Origin of the sequence: Pseudomonas oleovorans subsp. oleovorans (assembly GCF_002197815.1) — a bacterium.
GTDB classification, from domain to species: Bacteria; Pseudomonadota; Gammaproteobacteria; order Pseudomonadales; family Pseudomonadaceae; genus Aquipseudomonas; species Aquipseudomonas oleovorans.
Map to the genome: position 1 here is coordinate 140443 of NZ_NIUB01000004.1, position 14025 is coordinate 154467.

Sequence of the window (14025 nt, forward strand, 5' to 3'; positions counted from 1 at the left end):
GCCACAGCGCCCACGCCCTCACACGTGGTAACCTGCCGATGAAGCCTCTGTCCGTCCTGCGCGACGCCTGGTTTTTCTCCAGCCACAACCTGCTGGCCATTGCCCGCCTGACCCTGCCGCTGTTGCTGCTCGAAGCCATCGCCCAGACGATCCTCGCCGCCCAGCTCGGCGAAGGCGCCAACCCGGCCTATGGCGTGCTGCTCGGCATACTCTTCTACCCGCTGTATGCCGCACCGCTGATTCTCTTCCTGCATGCGCGCAGCATCGGCCAGACGCCCGGCAACGCGCAGCTGTTCGCGGCCGGGCTGCAACTGTGGCCGACCTTCGCCCTGATGACCGGATTGAGCACTCTGGCAATCATGCTCGGCCTGTCGCTGTTCATCGTGCCGGGCATCTGGATCATGATGCGCCTGGCCTTTTCCGAACTGATTCTGGTACTGCGCCAGGAGCCGCCGCTACGCGCGTTGCAGGCCAGCTTCACGTTGACCGAGGGGCGCTTCTGGCCGGTGTTCACCTGCCTGGCCAACGTGCTGGTGCCGTTGTGGCTGCTCGACTGGTGGACGCAGCCGAGCCAGAGCGACACCCTGCTATGGGTGCTGCATCAGACCGGCAACGGCTTCCTGCAGTTGTTCGCCATCGTGGTGCTGTTCCGCCTGTTCATGCTGCTCGAACCGCAGCAGGCGGCAAATGGTGAGAACAGTGACTAGGCTTGCTGTTTTCCCCGGCCCGGAGCGCGCCATGAGCGAAACGAACCCCAGCATCCTGTCCCACGTATCCATCGGCACCAATGACTTCGAGGCTACCAGCACCCTCTACGCCAAGGTGCTTGCCACCCTCTGTTGTCGGGAAATCATGCGCCATCCTGGGGCGGTGGCCTTCGGCCGCGATTACCCGGAGTTCTGGATGCAGACGCCAATCAATGGTCAGCCGGCGACCCTCGGCAACGGCAGTCACTTCGGCTTCGTCGCCCCGGACAAGGCCTCGGTGCATGCCTTTCACGAGGCAGCTTTGGCAGCCGGCGGCCAGGACGAAGGCCAGCAGATCGATATCCAGCCCCTGCAACTGACCGTTCTCGTCCTCCATGCGAAAGGGCGGCCAGAGGTCGGTCATCACCCGTAGGGATTCGCCTTCGCCAGCCCGGCACAGAGGCGTCAGAATCAACAGTGCGAGTAGCCAAAGACGCATCAATTGCGCCCCGAACGCTGTGGCCGCAACCCGGAAAGCCGCGGTAGCAACACCCGCTCGAACAACCTCGGGAAGAAGCGCGCCAGCACCCGGGCGCGCCAATCGACGTTGGACAACACCAGCAGCCGCCGACGCTTGAGTGCCCCATGATAGATGGCCTCGGCGACATCCTGCGGCGAGGCCACCTTGCCCATCGCCAAGGGCGGTTGGGCTGCCACCGAGCCGTCACCGACCAGAGCGTTCTTGCGCAGGTCGGTCGCGGTAAAACCTGGGCACACCAGCATCACGTTCACACCCGAGCCCTTGAGCTCAAAGCGCAGCGTCTCGAACAAGCCATGCAGCGCGTGCTTGCTGGCGTTGTAAGCGCTGCGATAGAGCAACGGCGCGATGCCCGATAGTGAGCTGAGCACGATGATCTGCCCGCCGCGGGCAATCAGGCTGGGCAGCGCTGCCTGGGTGCAGTAGAGCGCGCCGAAATAGTTGACCGCCATGACCCGTTGGAACACTTCCAGACTGGTCTCGGCGAAGGTGCTGCGATGAGTGATGCCGGCATTGTTGACCAACACATCGATACCGCCGAAACGCTCCACCGCCAGCGCCACCGCGCGCTGCACCGCCTCGGCGTCAGCCACGTCGCAGAGCAGCCCCAGCGCCTCGGCGTTGTGATGATCGGCCAGGTGCTGCACCAGGCTGTCCAGCGCTGCCTGCTGCAGATCGAGAATCACCAGGCGCGCACCAGCCTGGGCCAGGCGCATCGCCAAGGCGCGACCGATGCCGGCACAACCACCCGTGATGAGTACGACCTTGCGGTCGAACACCTTGTTGGCGAATACCTTGCGATACATGCGCTGCTCCCGCTGCCCTGGACTCGGCGACACTACAACCTGTTATGGCTGCCATCGCAACAGGGCGGCGTGGCTGTGTGCTTGCAGCCACAGAAAAATACCTGTTCGGCGCGCTCGGCATGGTACTTCAGTGGCGTCAGCCCGCTGCCCTTGTGGCTGCCATCGCAGAATGGCTGGCTGGCGCTGCGCCCACAACGGCACCAGAAATAATCCCGCCCGGCCTCCACATCCACCGCGTAGGGGCCACGCTGAGCGATCAGCGGCTGGTTCATCGCAACCTCCCGGCAGGATCGCGCATGCCTGGGCCGACAGGCCGCAGTCAGGTATCCTCGCCTCCTTCCAGCATAGTCGCCCGTTTCGCCATGTCCCTGCCTCGCCCGCTTCGCCTGCTCCTGCTCATTGTGTTGCCATTGCTCGCTGTGCTGATTGCGCTGGTGTACAGCCTGACCTGGCGCCCGCGGCCCCATGAAGAAGCTGCCGTGTCATGCAGCGGGCAGGTGGCGCAGCTGCAGCCCGGCCAGGCACTCAAGGTGATGACCTGGAACGTGCAGTACCTGGCCGGCAAGCGCTACGTGTTCTGGTACGACCTGCCCGGCGGCGATGGACCGGACGAGCGCCCGAGCAGCGCCGACCTGGCCGTCACCCTGGATGAAGTGGTGCGCGTGCTGCGCGACGAACAACCGGATGTCGTACTGCTGCAGGAGCTGCACGACAACGCCAAGGCCAGCGACTACCAGGATCAGCTGGCCCTGCTTCAGGCACGTCTGAGCGACCTTTACCCCTGCAGCACCGAGGCCTTCTACTGGAAGGCCGGTTTCGTTCCGCACCCGCGCATCCTCGGCAGCGTCGGCATGAAACTCGGCACCCTCAGTCGCTTCCAGATCGCCCGCGCCGAACGCCTGCAATTACCCATGCTCGATAGCGACCTGCTGAGCCGTCAGTTCCAGCTCAAGCGCGCCTTGCTGGTCAGCTACCTGCCGATTCGTGGCGGCGACGAACTGGTGGCGATCAACACCCATTTCGATGCCTTCGCCCAGGGCGCGGACACCATGCAGCGCCAGGTGGAGATGACCGACGGCCTGCTCCAGCAGCTGCAAACCAGCGACAAAACCTGGGTGCTGGGCGGCGACCTCAACCTGCTGCCACCCGGTCAGTTCCAGCATCTGCCGGAGGATCAACGTAGCTGGTACGCCGCCGACAGCGAATTACAGGACCTGGCCCGGCGCTACCCGATGATCCCCAGCCTACAACAGGCCAGCGGCGCACAGCAGGCGCAGTGGTACACCCACTATCCCAACGACCCGGCCGCCAGTGGCCCGGATCGCACCCTCGACTACCTGTTCTACAGCCCGCGCCTAACACCACTGGCCAGCCGGGTGCGGCAGCGCGATACCTTGGCGATCTCCGATCATTTACCGGTGATCGGTCGCTTTTTCCTGCCAACTCAGGAATAAACCGTGCAGAACTGGACAAATCCACCGCGACTTGTCCATGCTCGTTAGGCACCACTCGATAACAACGAAAAGACGGCGAAGAGCCGCGATAACCGGATGCCAAGACGCTTCTGCCTGATATTCATCGCCCTGCTATGGCTACACGCCGCTCATGCTGCCGAGGCCAGGCAACGCGTTCACGTGGGCTACTACGAGTTTCCGCCCTATTCCTATACCGACGCGCAAGGCCAGCCCAGCGGCTCAGGCCTGGAGCTGGCCGCTCGCCTGCTCGACGAAGCGGGATACCAGGCAGACTTTCGCTCCTACCCCGGCGCCCGCCTCTACAGCGGTCTGCTCGACGGCAGCATACATATCTGGGCCGGCGCCTCAGGCAAGCCGGAGCTGGTCGAGCACACCCTCGAAGGCAAGCACCTGCTGGGGGAGATCACCCTCAACCTGTATTTTCGCCACGACACACCTGCACCGCGCATTCCGGATGATCTGCAGGATCGTGGGGTGATCCTGATCACCGGCTACAGCTACTGGCAGGACGTCAATCAATGGCTGACAGATCCGGCGCGCAATATCACTCATCACCGTACCGCCAACCACACCTCGGCCCTGGAAATGCTCCAGCGCCGACGTGGCGACTACCTGCTGGACTACCAGGCGCCCGTTGAACAGGCCATGCGCACGCTGGGCATGGCTGAGCTGCCCTTCGTCGAAGTGCAACGTCTGCCACTGCGGCTGATCTATTCGCGCCACGCCCCGAATGCCGAGCGCCTGCGCGATGATCTGGATCGGGCCTATCAGCGCTTGCAGGATGCCGGCGAGGATCTGCAGCTGTACTGACCCTTCAATCGCCGCGCAGCCTGGCCAGCGCACGCTCCAGGCTGGCGTGCGACAGCTCGCCCAGGTGACTGCCGACCTGCCGGCCCTCGGCATCGTAGAACAGCGTGGTGGGTAACGCCCGCGAGCCCACCAACTGACCCAGCTGCACCTGCTCGTCGAGCAGCAGATTGTCCAGACTCAGTTGCCGCGCGGCGAGGAACTCACCCACCAGCGCAGCACTTTCCCCCTGATTGACGAACAGGATGGTGATAGCAGCCTCACGCTGCTGCGCCTGCATCAGCACCGGCATCTCACGTCGACATGGCGGGCACCAGGTGGCCCACAGGTTGACCACCAGCGGCCGGCCGGCGTAGTCACGCAGGTTCACCGGATTGCCTTGCATATCCCGCACCTGCAGATCAGGCAGTCGCGTGCCCTGCTCCAGCGCATGCAACAGCAGGTTGCCACCCAGCCACAGCGCCAGACCGACGCCCATCGCCACGCCCAACGGCCGGCGCAATTGTGCCTGGCGCCAGAGATACCAGGCTCCCAGCGCCAATCCTGCGAGCACACCCGGCCAGGCGATGAAGCCGCCATCACGGATATCCACCACCCGCCACGGCTCATCGCGGTAATACTCGGCATACACCAGCACAAACGCCAGGCGCGCCACCAGCAAGCCCAGCATCAGCATCCGAAACAACTGACTTTCCGGATTGCAGCCGTGGCGACGACCGATCAACCAGCCAACCAGTGTGGCCAGCAGCAGGCTGCCAAACAGCAGCACATGGGAAACACCAAGGGCCAAGGGCCCGACATCCAGGGTCAGCATCGACTTCTCATTTTCTCGGTTTGGCCCGCGCGGTGGGCTCGGCGATCAGCGGGTCGTCAGGCCAGTAGTGCTTGGGATACCGGCCCTTGAGGTCCTTCTTCACTTCCAGATAGGTGTTGGCCCAGAAGCTGGCCAGATCCTGGGTGACCTGCACCGGACGGCGTGCCGGGGACAGCAAATGCAGCTTGAGGCCCAGACGACCACCGGCGATGCGCGGCGTCGCGGCCAGGCCGAACAACTCCTGCAGGCGCACGGCGAGCACCGGCGGGTACTCCGTGTAGTCGATGGCGATGCGCGAGCCGGACGGCACGCTCAGCGCGCGCGGCGCCAGCTCGTCGAGGCGTTGTGGCAGTGGCCAGGGCAGCAGCGTCTGCAGGATCGAGGGCAGGTCGAGGCCTGCGAAGTGGCTGAGGCGGTTGACCTTGCTTAAGAATGGCGTCAGCCACTGCTCGAGGCTGGCCAGCAGGGCGGCATCGGACAGATCCGGCCATTCACTCTGCCCCTGTTGCTGGATGTCCAGCTCGCGCAACAACGCCACACGAGCCTGCCACTGGCGCAGCTCCGGCGTCCAGGGCAGCAGCTCCAACCCCTTGCGCCGTACCAGGCCGACCAGCGCGCGGCCGCGCGCCGCCTCGTCCAGCGCCGCCAGCGCCTGGCGTTCCAGCACCAGCTCGCCGACCTTGCGCTGGCGCTCGGCGCGCAGCACGCCTTCACGCTCGTCCCAGTCGAGCACGTCCAGCGTCGCGACCTGCTCGGCCAGTTCGCTGGCGAACAGCGCCGGGTCGAGATCGGCGGCGAGATAGATGCGCTCCTCGCGCTGCCCCTGACGACTGCCCAGGTCGGCCACCACCAGCCATTCGTGCTTCATCAGGGCATCGGTTTCGCCGAACTGCGCCGCGCGGCCATTGGCCAGGCGATAGTCGGCGCCACCGGCGCGGCGCTGCTGGGCGATACGGTCGGGGTAAGCGAAGGCCAGCAGGCAGCCGAGCCAGCGCGGATGCTCGGGGTCGCTCACGGCCTGGGTCACCGGCCGGTTCTTGAGCAGGCCCTGGAACTGCCTAGCCAGTTGCCGCGCGCGCTGCACGCCGCCTTGGGCAGAGCGAGTGGCGCGGCTTTCGCCACTGAGCAGGGCCAGGCGACCCTGCAGATCAGCGCCACCGCCGCGCAGAATATCGCGTTCCGACAGCAGCGCCGCCAGGTCGCAGGCCAGCGCACCGAGCCCCAGCGCCTGGCCACGCAGCAGCAGATGGGCGATACGCGGATGGCTCGGCAGCTCGGCCATGGCCTGGCCATGGGCATTGAGTGCACCACGCTCGTCCAGCGCGCCGAGGCGGTCGAGCAGATCCAACGCCTGGGCATAGGCTGCTGGCGGTGGCACATCGAGCCAGCTCAGCTCCTGCGGCGTCACGCCCCAGCGCAGCAGTTGCAGAGCCAGGCCGGCCAGATCGGCCTGCAGGATTTCCGCGCTGGAATAGGCGCTGAGCTGTTCGTGCTGCGCCTGCGACCACAAGCGGTAGCAGACGCCCGGCTCCAGGCGCCCGGCACGACCGGCACGTTGAGTGGCCGAAGCGCGGGAGATGCGCTGGGTGTCGAGGCGTGTCATGCCGCTGGCCGGGTCGAAGCGCGGCACCCGCGCCAGGCCGGCATCGATGACCACACGCACGCCGTCGATGGTCAGGCTGGTCTCGGCGATGTTGGTGGCCAGCACCACCTTGCGTTTGCCTGCCGGGGCCGGCTCGATGGCGGCACGCTGGGCAGCCAGGTCCAGTTCGCCGTGCAGCGGGCAGACCAGTACATCCGGCCGATTGCCCAGCGCCTCCTGCAACTGCTCGGCCACGCGGCGAATCTCGGCCTGGCCGGGCAGGAACACCAGCAGGCTGCCGGATTCATCAGCCAACGCCTGCTGCAGCGTCTGCAGCACGCGCGGTTCGATCCACTCGCCTGCCTGGAACGGCGCCCCCCAGCGGATATCCACCGGGAACATGCACCCTTCGCTGCGCAGCACCGGCGCATCACCAAGCAATGCCGACAGACGCTCGCCTTCGAGAGTGGCGGACATCAGCAGCACCTTGAGCGGCGCCTCGCCACTGTCTGCGCCGCGGAACATGGCGCGGCCATTGAGCGTCAGCGCCAGGGCCAGATCGGCATCGAGGCTGCGCTCGTGAAATTCATCGAAGATCACCAGGCCGACGCCATCCAGCGCCGGATCGTCCTGTAAGCGGCGGGCGAGGATGCCCTCGGTGACCACTTCGATGCGCGTGTTCGGCCCGACCTTGCTGTCCAGGCGAATGCGGTAGCCGACCGTCTCGCCAACCCGTTCACCCAGTTCGCTGGCCAGGCGCTCGGCGGCAGCACGAGCGGCCAGCCGGCGTGGTTCGAGCATGAGGATATTCTGCCCGGCCAGCCAAGGCGCATTCAGCAGTGCCAGCGGTACGCGGGTGGTCTTGCCGGCGCCGGGCGGCGCCTCCAGCACGGCTTCGTGACGGGCGGACAAGGCATCGCGCAGGGCGGGCAGCAGCGAATCGATAGGCAGGGTGTTCATCATTTCTCCACAGCAGGCCGGCGATTATAACGGCGAACCGCCTGCCAACTTGCGGGTCTGAAACAGCGCGCTGCAGTTTTGCAATCATCGCCTTGCTATAGTTGCGCCACGTTTTTATGGAGGTGCTCATGCGCACGAAATCCCGCGTTATCGTCGGCGTTGTCGCCGCTACCCTGCTCGCTCAACTGACCGCTTGCGGCTCGATCTTCTATCCGGATCGCCGTGGCCAGATCGAAGGTAAAATTGACCCGGTGATCGCCGGGGCCAACGCCATCGGTATCCTGTTCTACGTGATTCCTGGCCTGATCGCCTTCGCCATCGACTTCGCCACCGGCGCCATCTACCTGCCCGAAGGCCAGACCGCCCAGGTCGACCCGCAGCAGCTCAAGCAACTGATCGGCACCGACGGCAAGGTCGACCAGTACGCCCTGAAAACACTGATCGAGACCAGCACCGGCCATCAACTGCCACTCGACGATCCGCGTCTGATCCAGCACAGCGGTAGCGCCGAACAACTGGCCGCCTACGGTCTGCGTCCGGCAGCCTGACAGCATGCATACACCCCAGCACGCCAGGCTGATGCGCCTGGCCACCCGGGCAGCGCTGACGGTGGCGCTGACCCTGGTGCTGGCCAAGGCGATTGCCTGGTGGCTGAGTGGTTCGGTCAGCCTGCTGGCGGGTCTCACCGATTCGCTGCTCGACAGCGCCGCTTCGCTGATCAACCTGATCGCCGTGCACTTCGCCCTGCGCCCGGCCGATGAGGATCACCGCTACGGTCATGGCAAGGCCGAAGCGCTGGCCGGGCTCGGCCAGGCGCTGTTCATCGGCATCAGCGCCGTGCTCATCGGCCTGCAAGGCGTCGAGCGCCTGCAGTCGCCGCAACCGCTGGCAGCCGAGGGTATCGGCATCGCGGTGATGCTGCTGTCGCTGGCGCTGACCGTGGCCCTGCTGGCGTTCCAGCGCAAGGTGGTGCGGGAAACCGGCTCCACGGCCATCCATGCCGATTCGCTGCACTATCGCTCCGATATCCTCCTCAACAGCAGCATCCTGCTTGCCCTGCTGCTGACCCGCTTCGGCTGGCTGCAGATGGATGCACTCTTCGCCATCGGCATTGCCGTCTATATCTTCTGGAGCGCCCTGAGCATCGTGCGCGGCGCGATTGCCGTGCTGATGGACGAGGAACTGCCCAGCGAAACCACCCAGCACATGTACGCGCTGGCCACAGCCGTACCGGGCGTGCTCGGCGCCCACGACCTGCGCACGCGCATCTCCGGTACACGCTGGTTCGTCCAGCTGCACCTGGAACTGCCGGGGGAGATGAGCCTGTCGCAGGCCCACGCCCATTGCGTCGCCGTGGAAAAGGCCATTCATGATCACTATCCGCGTGCCGAGGTACTGGTACACGCCGACCCGCAAGAAGTGGTCCCGCACTGACCTGAGCGCCCCGACTTGCGGCCGTCGCAAATGCCAGGCAAGAAAAAGGGGCCTTGCGGCCCCCTCGGGAAATCTGTCCGGTGCTGGCGATGCTGTCGCCGCTTTCGTCGCCCGCCTGGTTGGGCAGTGCGGACCCGGGTGCCGAGGCGATCCGGTAAGGATCGTCGGCGCCGGCTCACCTGGTTGGGCGAGGCCGGTAGGACTTGTCGTCCGGGCCGTGAAACTGAGATAAAGCTTACGCCTGGCACGCCGAAATAAGATTGCTAATATTGCTTACAAATTCACCAATTGCGCAATTAAAACCCAACGAAGCACCATTTAGCACAATTCATTCTTTAGCCGGTTAGAAAATGGACAAACTCGACCGTTACGACCTGAATATTCTTGCCGAATTGCAGCGCAACGCTGCCCTGTCCAATCAGGAGCTGGCCGAACGCATCGGCCTGTCACCCTCGCCCTGCTCGCGTCGCGTCAAACAACTGGAAGACGACGGCTATATCACCGGCCAGGTGGCCCTGCTGGATCGCAAGAAGCTCGGCCTGAGCCTGACCGCCTACGTGCTGATCGGCATGGACCGGCACACGCCCGAGCGTTTCGAGCACTTTCAGGACGAAATCCGCAAGTGCCCCGAAGTGCTGGAGTGCTGCCTGGTAACCGGGATGGATGCCGACTACCAGCTCAAGGTGGTGGTGCCGGACATGGACCATTACCAGAAGCTGCTACTCGGCACCCTGACGCGCATCGACGGGGTTTCCAGCGTGCGTTCGAGCTTCGTGCTGCAGCAGATTCTGTCCAGCACGCAGTTGCCCTTACAGCATCTGCGCGACTGAAAGTCGCAGGGTGAACCCGATCATGCCGCGCACCAGGCCGGGGCGCGTATAATTTTCGCCCTGCGTTTTCCCTGCGAATCACGAGGCACCATGGAAACCGAACAATTCGAAGCCCTGATGATGTACGTCCTGGTGGGCGGCCTGATACTGTTCATGTTCTTCATCATCTGGGACCTGGCGAAGAAGTCCAAGGCCGGTCGCCTCGGCACCGCCATCCTGTTCCTCGGCCTGGGCCTGTGCCTGTTCGCCTTCCTCGCCAAGCCGATCATCACCTACATTATCGAGACCGCGCGCGGCATTCATGGTTGAATGACCGCAGTAGCCTGCTCTACATCTGACCGTCTCCAGGCCATCGTCTCGATGCGACCTGCCGCCTACTCAAGGAGTTACACATGAGCGCCGCCAATCTGGTGATGCAGAGCTATGGACGCTGCTGCGCCAGCCCGGATTTCTTTGACAGTTTCTACCGCCACTTCCTCGCCAGCTCGCCGCTGATTCGCGAGAAGTTCGTCGACACCGACATGAGTGCGCAGAAACAGCTGTTACGCCAGGGCATTCTCAACCTGGTCATGCACGCCCGTGGCATGCCCGATACCAAGCTGCGCGCCCTGGGTGAATCGCACTCGCGCCAGCGTCTGGACATCCGCCCCGAACTCTACGACCTGTGGCTCGACGCGCTGCTGCTGACCATCAGCGAACACGACAAGGAGTGCGACGCAGACGTGCGCCAGGCCTGGCGTGAAGTGCTGAACAAAGGTATCGCCGTGATCAAGGCGGGTTATTGATTCAGGTCAGGGTCGCCGGCCCGGCCTCTGCGACAAAACGTCCGCTGCCCTGAGCACGGGTGCGCGCAGCCCAGGCGGCCCCACGACATACTAGGTTCTGAAACAGTCGTCATTCCCGCGAAGGCGGGAACCTAGAAACTGGGCTCCCGCCTGCGCGGGAGTGACGGTATATGGATTTTCAGTGCTTCATCAGGCAAGCCGCGCGCCTCTACGGCAACTGCGCGGGCACCTCACGCCATTGCCCAGGCTGCAACCCGTCCAGCCGCCAGGGACCGATAGCCACGCGCACCAGGCGCAGGGTTGGCAGGCCAACTGCAGCGGTCATGCGCCGTACCTGACGGTTGCGCCCCTCGCGAATCACCAGCTCCAGCCAGCGCGTGGGCACGCTCTTGCGAAAACGCACCGGCGGATTTCTGTCCCACAGTTGCGGCTCGCCCAGCAGACGCGCTTCGGCTGGCAGGGTCGGGCCGTCATTGAGCGTCACGCCCGCGCGTAACTGCTGCAATTGTTCCTCGCTCGGCTCGCCTTCCACCTGCACCCAGTAGGTCTTCGCCAGCTTGTGCCTGGGGTCGGCGATACGCGCCTGCAAGCGGCCATCATTGGTCAACAGCAACAAACCCTCGCTGTCGCGATCCAGGCGCCCAGCCGGGTAGACACCGGGCACATCGACGAAATCCTTGAGCGTGGCGCGGCCCTGCTCGTCATTGAACTGGGTGAGCACGTCGAACGGTTTGTTCAGCAGCAGCAAGCGCGGCTGCGCAGGCGGCGCCTTGGCCACACGACGCGGGGCTGCGGGACGGCGACTGGCAGGAGGACGGGGGCGTGACATGCAACGATCTTCGCTCAGACAGGGCTGCGCAGTGTAACGCACGATAAACGCCACTGATGGTGCTTCCACGCCTGGCCAGAGAGACTAAGCTGCTGGTCTACCCCTGCACTCAGGAGCCACCGATGAGCAACAACGCCGAACACGCCACCTTCACCGGCTGGGCCGCCACCACGCCCGGGGCGCCATTGGAGCGTATGAGCTACGACCCCGGCCCGCTGGGCGCCGAAGACGTCGAGATCGCCGTGGAATACTGCGGTATCTGCCACTCCGACCAGTCGATGATCGACAACGAATGGGGCAACGCCCGCTATCCCTTCATCCCCGGCCATGAAGTGGTCGGCACCATCGTCCGCCTCGGCGAGCAGGCGCGTGGGCTCAAGCTCGGCCAGCGGGTTGGCATCGGCTGGTACAAGGGCAGCTGCATGCATTGCGGCTCCTGCATGGAAGGCTCGCACCAGCTGTGTCGCTCGGTGAAACCGACCATCGTCGGCAGCCACGGTGGTTTCGCCGACCGCCTGCGCTCGCACTGGGCCTGGGCCGTACCGCTGCCCGACGGCCTCGACCCAGCCCTGGTCGGCCCGCTGTTCTGCGCCGGTTCGACGGTATTCAGCCCGCTGCTGGAATTCGACATCAAGCCGACGGATCGCGTCGGCGTGGTCGGCATCGGCGGCCTCGGCCACCTGGCGCTGCGCTTTCTCAATGCCTGGGGCTGCGAGGTGATCGCCTTCACCTCGTCACTGAACAAGCAGGACGAAGCCAAACGCCTGGGCGCACACAATGTCGTGGCCTCCACCGACAGCGCGGCACTGAAGGCAATAGCCGGCACTCTGGATTTTCTGCTGGTGACGGCCAGCGCCGATCTAGACTGGCAGGCGCTGATCGCCACCCTGCGCGGCAAGGGCCGCCTGCACTTCGTCGGCATCGTGCCCAGCGCCATCCCGGTGCATGTGTTCAACCTGATCCCGCAGCAAAAGAGCCTGTCCGGCTCGCCGGTAGGCTCACCCTCGAGCATGGCAACCATGCTCGAATTCTGCGCCCGTCACCAGATCCTGCCGCAGGTCGAGCACTTCCCGATGAGCCAGGTGAACGCGGCCATCGACCATCTGCGCAGCGGCAAGGCACGCTACCGCGTGGTGCTCGACGCCAGCAAATGACAGCGCGGGCGAAAGCTGTCGGCGTAACGTGGGTGTAGGAGCCGGCTTGCCGGCGATCATAGGCCTGGAAGGATCGCCCGCAAGCGGGCTCCTACCTATCGCCTGGATGTTGCGCGCCAGAGATAAATCCGCACCTACAGGGTTGAGAGGCCTTGAGACACTCAACCGACGGGTATGCTCCATCCCCCGTTTGCCTGCCGATACCAATTAGCATGCTGATTCTCGACGCACCCACCGACACCGAACTGCCCACCCTGGTGGAAATCTGGGAGGCCGCCGTGCGTGCCACCCATCACTTCCTGCCGGAAAGCGACCTGCAGGTGATCAAGCCGTTGCTGCGCGAGCAGTATTTCCCGACCGTGCAATTGACCTGCGCCCGTGACGAGTCAGGGCGAATCCTGGGTTTTCTCGGTACCAGCGAAGGGATGGTGGAAATGCTCTTCGTCGACCCGGCCTGCCACGGCCAGGGCGTGGGCAAGCGACTGATGCGCCATGCCATCGACACGCTGGGCACCACTCGGGTCGACGTCAACGAACAGAACCCGCAGGCCGTGGGGTTCTACCAGCACCTGGGTTTCGTCGTGACCGACCGCTCGCGCCTGGATGGCGGCGGGCGGCCCTTCCCGATCCTGCATATGCAACTCGCAACCCCGTAGGGGGCTCAGGAGCGAAGCGAACAGCCCGCCGGACCATGCAAACGCAGGCACCGCACACGAGCCCAAAACGCTCTCGGCGACTCATTGCCAACTTCAGTGCTACCAACACGACAGCGTACTGCTTCCGAGCGGCCGGCGTCACGGTACGCCCTACCGTGCTACATATGGCACTCAACCGATAGGCCAAGCCGCCACGATCCCTTCCAACGCCCGCTTGAGTTCGACCCGGCTGGCTGCCGCCGCAAGGCTGATGCGCACGGCGCGCCCCGGATTGGCCTCGACCGCGAACACCTCGGCCGGCACCACCTCCACGCCATGCTGCCGGCAGGCCTCAGCCAAACCGGCCGGCGGCTCTCCATCGAGCCACAAATGCGGCGACACTGCCCTACCCTGCGGCATACGCGGCCCAAGCACGCGCGCGGCCAGCCGCCAACGCTGCTGCAGCTCCTCGATCTGCCAGGCCAGACGCTGTTCGGCGACGCCACTTTCGATCCATTCACAGGCCAGCGCCAGACTCAGTGGCGTCACCGCCCACCGCGTGACCTGGGCTTCGGGGTCGATACGTTCGAGCAACCGCGGCGCGCCGGCGATAAAGCCCAGGCGCAAGCCGGGCGCGACGCTCCTGGACAGGCTGCTGATCAGCAGGCAGCGCTCGGCAAGCGCGAGAAG

17 protein-coding genes are annotated in these 14025 nt (G+C 64.9%); 11 read left to right on the forward strand and 6 right to left on the reverse strand.

Annotated elements, in window-relative coordinates; translation table 11 throughout:
* Positions 1-38 precede the first annotated feature (38 nt).
* Both PSOLE_RS03545 and PSOLE_RS03550 read left to right on the forward strand, forming a co-directional pair.
* On the forward strand, positions 39-707 hold the full coding sequence (locus tag PSOLE_RS03545) for a YciC family protein (protein ID WP_004424651.1): 669 nt from the start codon (positions 39-41) through the stop codon (positions 705-707).
* Positions 708-738: 31 nt separating this feature from the next.
* The gene (locus tag PSOLE_RS03550) at positions 739-1119 is read left to right on the forward strand and encodes a VOC family protein (protein WP_244597213.1); all 381 of its coding nucleotides are present in this window, start codon (positions 739-741) and stop codon (positions 1117-1119) included.
* A 65-nt stretch (positions 1120-1184) separates the two neighbouring features.
* Here PSOLE_RS03550 and PSOLE_RS03560 read toward each other — a convergent pair whose 3' ends face one another.
* Both PSOLE_RS03560 and PSOLE_RS03565 read right to left on the reverse strand, forming a co-directional pair.
* On the reverse strand, positions 1185-2030 hold the full coding sequence (locus PSOLE_RS03560; protein WP_004424655.1) for an SDR family oxidoreductase: 846 nt from the start codon (positions 2028-2030) through the stop codon (positions 1185-1187).
* A gap of 32 nt (positions 2031-2062) precedes the next feature.
* The gene (locus tag PSOLE_RS03565; RefSeq protein ID WP_004424658.1) at positions 2063-2302 is read right to left on the reverse strand and encodes a CDGSH iron-sulfur domain-containing protein; all 240 of its coding nucleotides are present in this window, start codon (positions 2300-2302) and stop codon (positions 2063-2065) included.
* Positions 2303-2392: 90 nt separating this feature from the next.
* Here PSOLE_RS03565 and PSOLE_RS03570 point away from each other — a divergent pair, with 90 nt between their 5' ends.
* On the forward strand, positions 2393-3484 hold the full coding sequence (locus PSOLE_RS03570) for an endonuclease/exonuclease/phosphatase family protein (RefSeq protein ID WP_074855310.1): 1092 nt from the start codon (positions 2393-2395) through the stop codon (positions 3482-3484).
* 96 nt (positions 3485-3580) lie between these two features.
* Positions 3581-4315, forward strand: coding sequence for a substrate-binding periplasmic protein (locus PSOLE_RS03575; RefSeq protein WP_074855311.1), 735 nt, complete (start codon positions 3581-3583; stop codon positions 4313-4315).
* A 4-nt stretch (positions 4316-4319) separates the two neighbouring features.
* On the opposite strand, the gene PSOLE_RS03580 is transcribed toward PSOLE_RS03575, so the two are convergent.
* Positions 4320-5126, reverse strand: a complete 807-nt coding sequence (locus tag PSOLE_RS03580) for a TlpA disulfide reductase family protein (RefSeq protein ID WP_074855312.1) — start codon at positions 5124-5126, stop codon at positions 4320-4322.
* 7 nt (positions 5127-5133) lie between these two features.
* A complete protein-coding gene (gene hrpB / locus PSOLE_RS03585) occupies positions 5134-7668 on the reverse strand; it encodes an ATP-dependent helicase HrpB (RefSeq protein ID WP_074855313.1) in 2535 nt (844 codons plus the stop codon).
* 128 nt (positions 7669-7796) lie between these two features.
* Between hrpB and PSOLE_RS03590 the strand changes: the two genes are divergently transcribed.
* The 5 genes from PSOLE_RS03590 to PSOLE_RS03610 all read left to right on the forward strand — a co-directional run bounded on the left by PSOLE_RS03590 (position 7797) and on the right by PSOLE_RS03610 (position 10717).
* Positions 7797-8216, forward strand: a complete 420-nt coding sequence (locus tag PSOLE_RS03590; protein ID WP_074855314.1) for a polyribonucleotide nucleotidyltransferase — start codon at positions 7797-7799, stop codon at positions 8214-8216.
* A 4-nt stretch (positions 8217-8220) separates the two neighbouring features.
* The gene (locus PSOLE_RS03595) at positions 8221-9102 is read left to right on the forward strand and encodes a cation diffusion facilitator family transporter (protein WP_074855315.1); all 882 of its coding nucleotides are present in this window, start codon (positions 8221-8223) and stop codon (positions 9100-9102) included.
* A gap of 350 nt (positions 9103-9452) precedes the next feature.
* Complete coding sequence (locus tag PSOLE_RS03600; protein WP_004424680.1) at positions 9453-9932, forward strand: Lrp/AsnC family transcriptional regulator; 480 nt, start codon at positions 9453-9455, stop codon at positions 9930-9932.
* 90 nt (positions 9933-10022) lie between these two features.
* Positions 10023-10241 (forward strand): DUF2788 domain-containing protein, encoded by a 219-nt coding sequence (locus PSOLE_RS03605; RefSeq protein WP_037051671.1) that lies wholly within the window; start codon positions 10023-10025, stop codon positions 10239-10241.
* An 83-nt stretch (positions 10242-10324) separates the two neighbouring features.
* On the forward strand, positions 10325-10717 hold the full coding sequence (locus PSOLE_RS03610; RefSeq protein WP_074855316.1) for a globin: 393 nt from the start codon (positions 10325-10327) through the stop codon (positions 10715-10717).
* A 208-nt stretch (positions 10718-10925) separates the two neighbouring features.
* Here PSOLE_RS03610 and PSOLE_RS03615 read toward each other — a convergent pair whose 3' ends face one another.
* Complete coding sequence (locus tag PSOLE_RS03615) at positions 10926-11546, reverse strand: pseudouridine synthase (RefSeq protein WP_004424692.1); 621 nt, start codon at positions 11544-11546, stop codon at positions 10926-10928.
* Positions 11547-11668: 122 nt separating this feature from the next.
* Between PSOLE_RS03615 and ahr the strand changes: the two genes are divergently transcribed.
* Both ahr and PSOLE_RS03625 read left to right on the forward strand, forming a co-directional pair.
* Positions 11669-12700 (forward strand): NADPH-dependent aldehyde reductase Ahr, encoded by a 1032-nt coding sequence (gene ahr / locus PSOLE_RS03620; RefSeq protein WP_074855317.1) that lies wholly within the window; start codon positions 11669-11671, stop codon positions 12698-12700.
* Positions 12701-12912: 212 nt separating this feature from the next.
* Entirely contained in the window at positions 12913-13356 is a 444-nt protein-coding gene (locus PSOLE_RS03625; RefSeq protein ID WP_074855318.1) for an acetyltransferase, read from the forward strand.
* Between the two features lie 171 nt (positions 13357-13527).
* Here the strand turns inward: PSOLE_RS03625 and PSOLE_RS03630 are convergent, their stop codons facing one another.
* Positions 13528-13962, reverse strand: a complete 435-nt coding sequence (locus PSOLE_RS03630) for an aminotransferase-like domain-containing protein (protein WP_249044919.1) — start codon at positions 13960-13962, stop codon at positions 13528-13530.
* Positions 13963-14025: the final 63 nt, after the last annotated feature.

Excerpts from the sequence above, each read along its gene's own strand:
- PSOLE_RS03615 (WP_004424692.1), bottom strand. The coding sequence starts at position 11,546 with ATGTCACGCCCCCGTCCTCCTGCCAGTCGCCGTCCCGCAGCCCCGCGT.
- PSOLE_RS03580 (WP_074855312.1), bottom strand. The coding sequence starts at position 5,126 with ATGCTGACCCTGGATGTCGGGCCCTTGGCCCTTGGTGTTTCCCATGTG.
- PSOLE_RS03605 (WP_037051671.1), top strand. The coding sequence starts at position 10,023 with ATGGAAACCGAACAATTCGAAGCCCTGATGATGTACGTCCTGGTGGGC.
- PSOLE_RS03560 (WP_004424655.1), bottom strand. The coding sequence starts at position 2,030 with ATGTATCGCAAGGTATTCGCCAACAAGGTGTTCGACCGCAAGGTCGTA.
- hrpB (WP_074855313.1), bottom strand. The coding sequence starts at position 7,668 with ATGAACACCCTGCCTATCGATTCGCTGCTGCCCGCCCTGCGCGATGCC.
- PSOLE_RS03570 (WP_074855310.1), top strand. The coding sequence starts at position 2,393 with ATGTCCCTGCCTCGCCCGCTTCGCCTGCTCCTGCTCATTGTGTTGCCA.
- ahr (WP_074855317.1), top strand. The coding sequence starts at position 11,669 with ATGAGCAACAACGCCGAACACGCCACCTTCACCGGCTGGGCCGCCACC.
- PSOLE_RS03595 (WP_074855315.1), top strand. The coding sequence starts at position 8,221 with ATGCATACACCCCAGCACGCCAGGCTGATGCGCCTGGCCACCCGGGCA.
- PSOLE_RS03565 (WP_004424658.1), bottom strand. The coding sequence starts at position 2,302 with ATGAACCAGCCGCTGATCGCTCAGCGTGGCCCCTACGCGGTGGATGTG.
- PSOLE_RS03590 (WP_074855314.1), top strand. The coding sequence starts at position 7,797 with ATGCGCACGAAATCCCGCGTTATCGTCGGCGTTGTCGCCGCTACCCTG.
- PSOLE_RS03575 (WP_074855311.1), top strand. The coding sequence starts at position 3,581 with ATGCCAAGACGCTTCTGCCTGATATTCATCGCCCTGCTATGGCTACAC.
- PSOLE_RS03625 (WP_074855318.1), top strand. The coding sequence starts at position 12,913 with ATGCTGATTCTCGACGCACCCACCGACACCGAACTGCCCACCCTGGTG.
- PSOLE_RS03550 (WP_244597213.1), top strand. The coding sequence starts at position 739 with ATGAGCGAAACGAACCCCAGCATCCTGTCCCACGTATCCATCGGCACC.
- PSOLE_RS03545 (WP_004424651.1), top strand. The coding sequence starts at position 39 with ATGAAGCCTCTGTCCGTCCTGCGCGACGCCTGGTTTTTCTCCAGCCAC.
- PSOLE_RS03610 (WP_074855316.1), top strand. The coding sequence starts at position 10,325 with ATGAGCGCCGCCAATCTGGTGATGCAGAGCTATGGACGCTGCTGCGCC.
- PSOLE_RS03600 (WP_004424680.1), top strand. The coding sequence starts at position 9,453 with ATGGACAAACTCGACCGTTACGACCTGAATATTCTTGCCGAATTGCAG.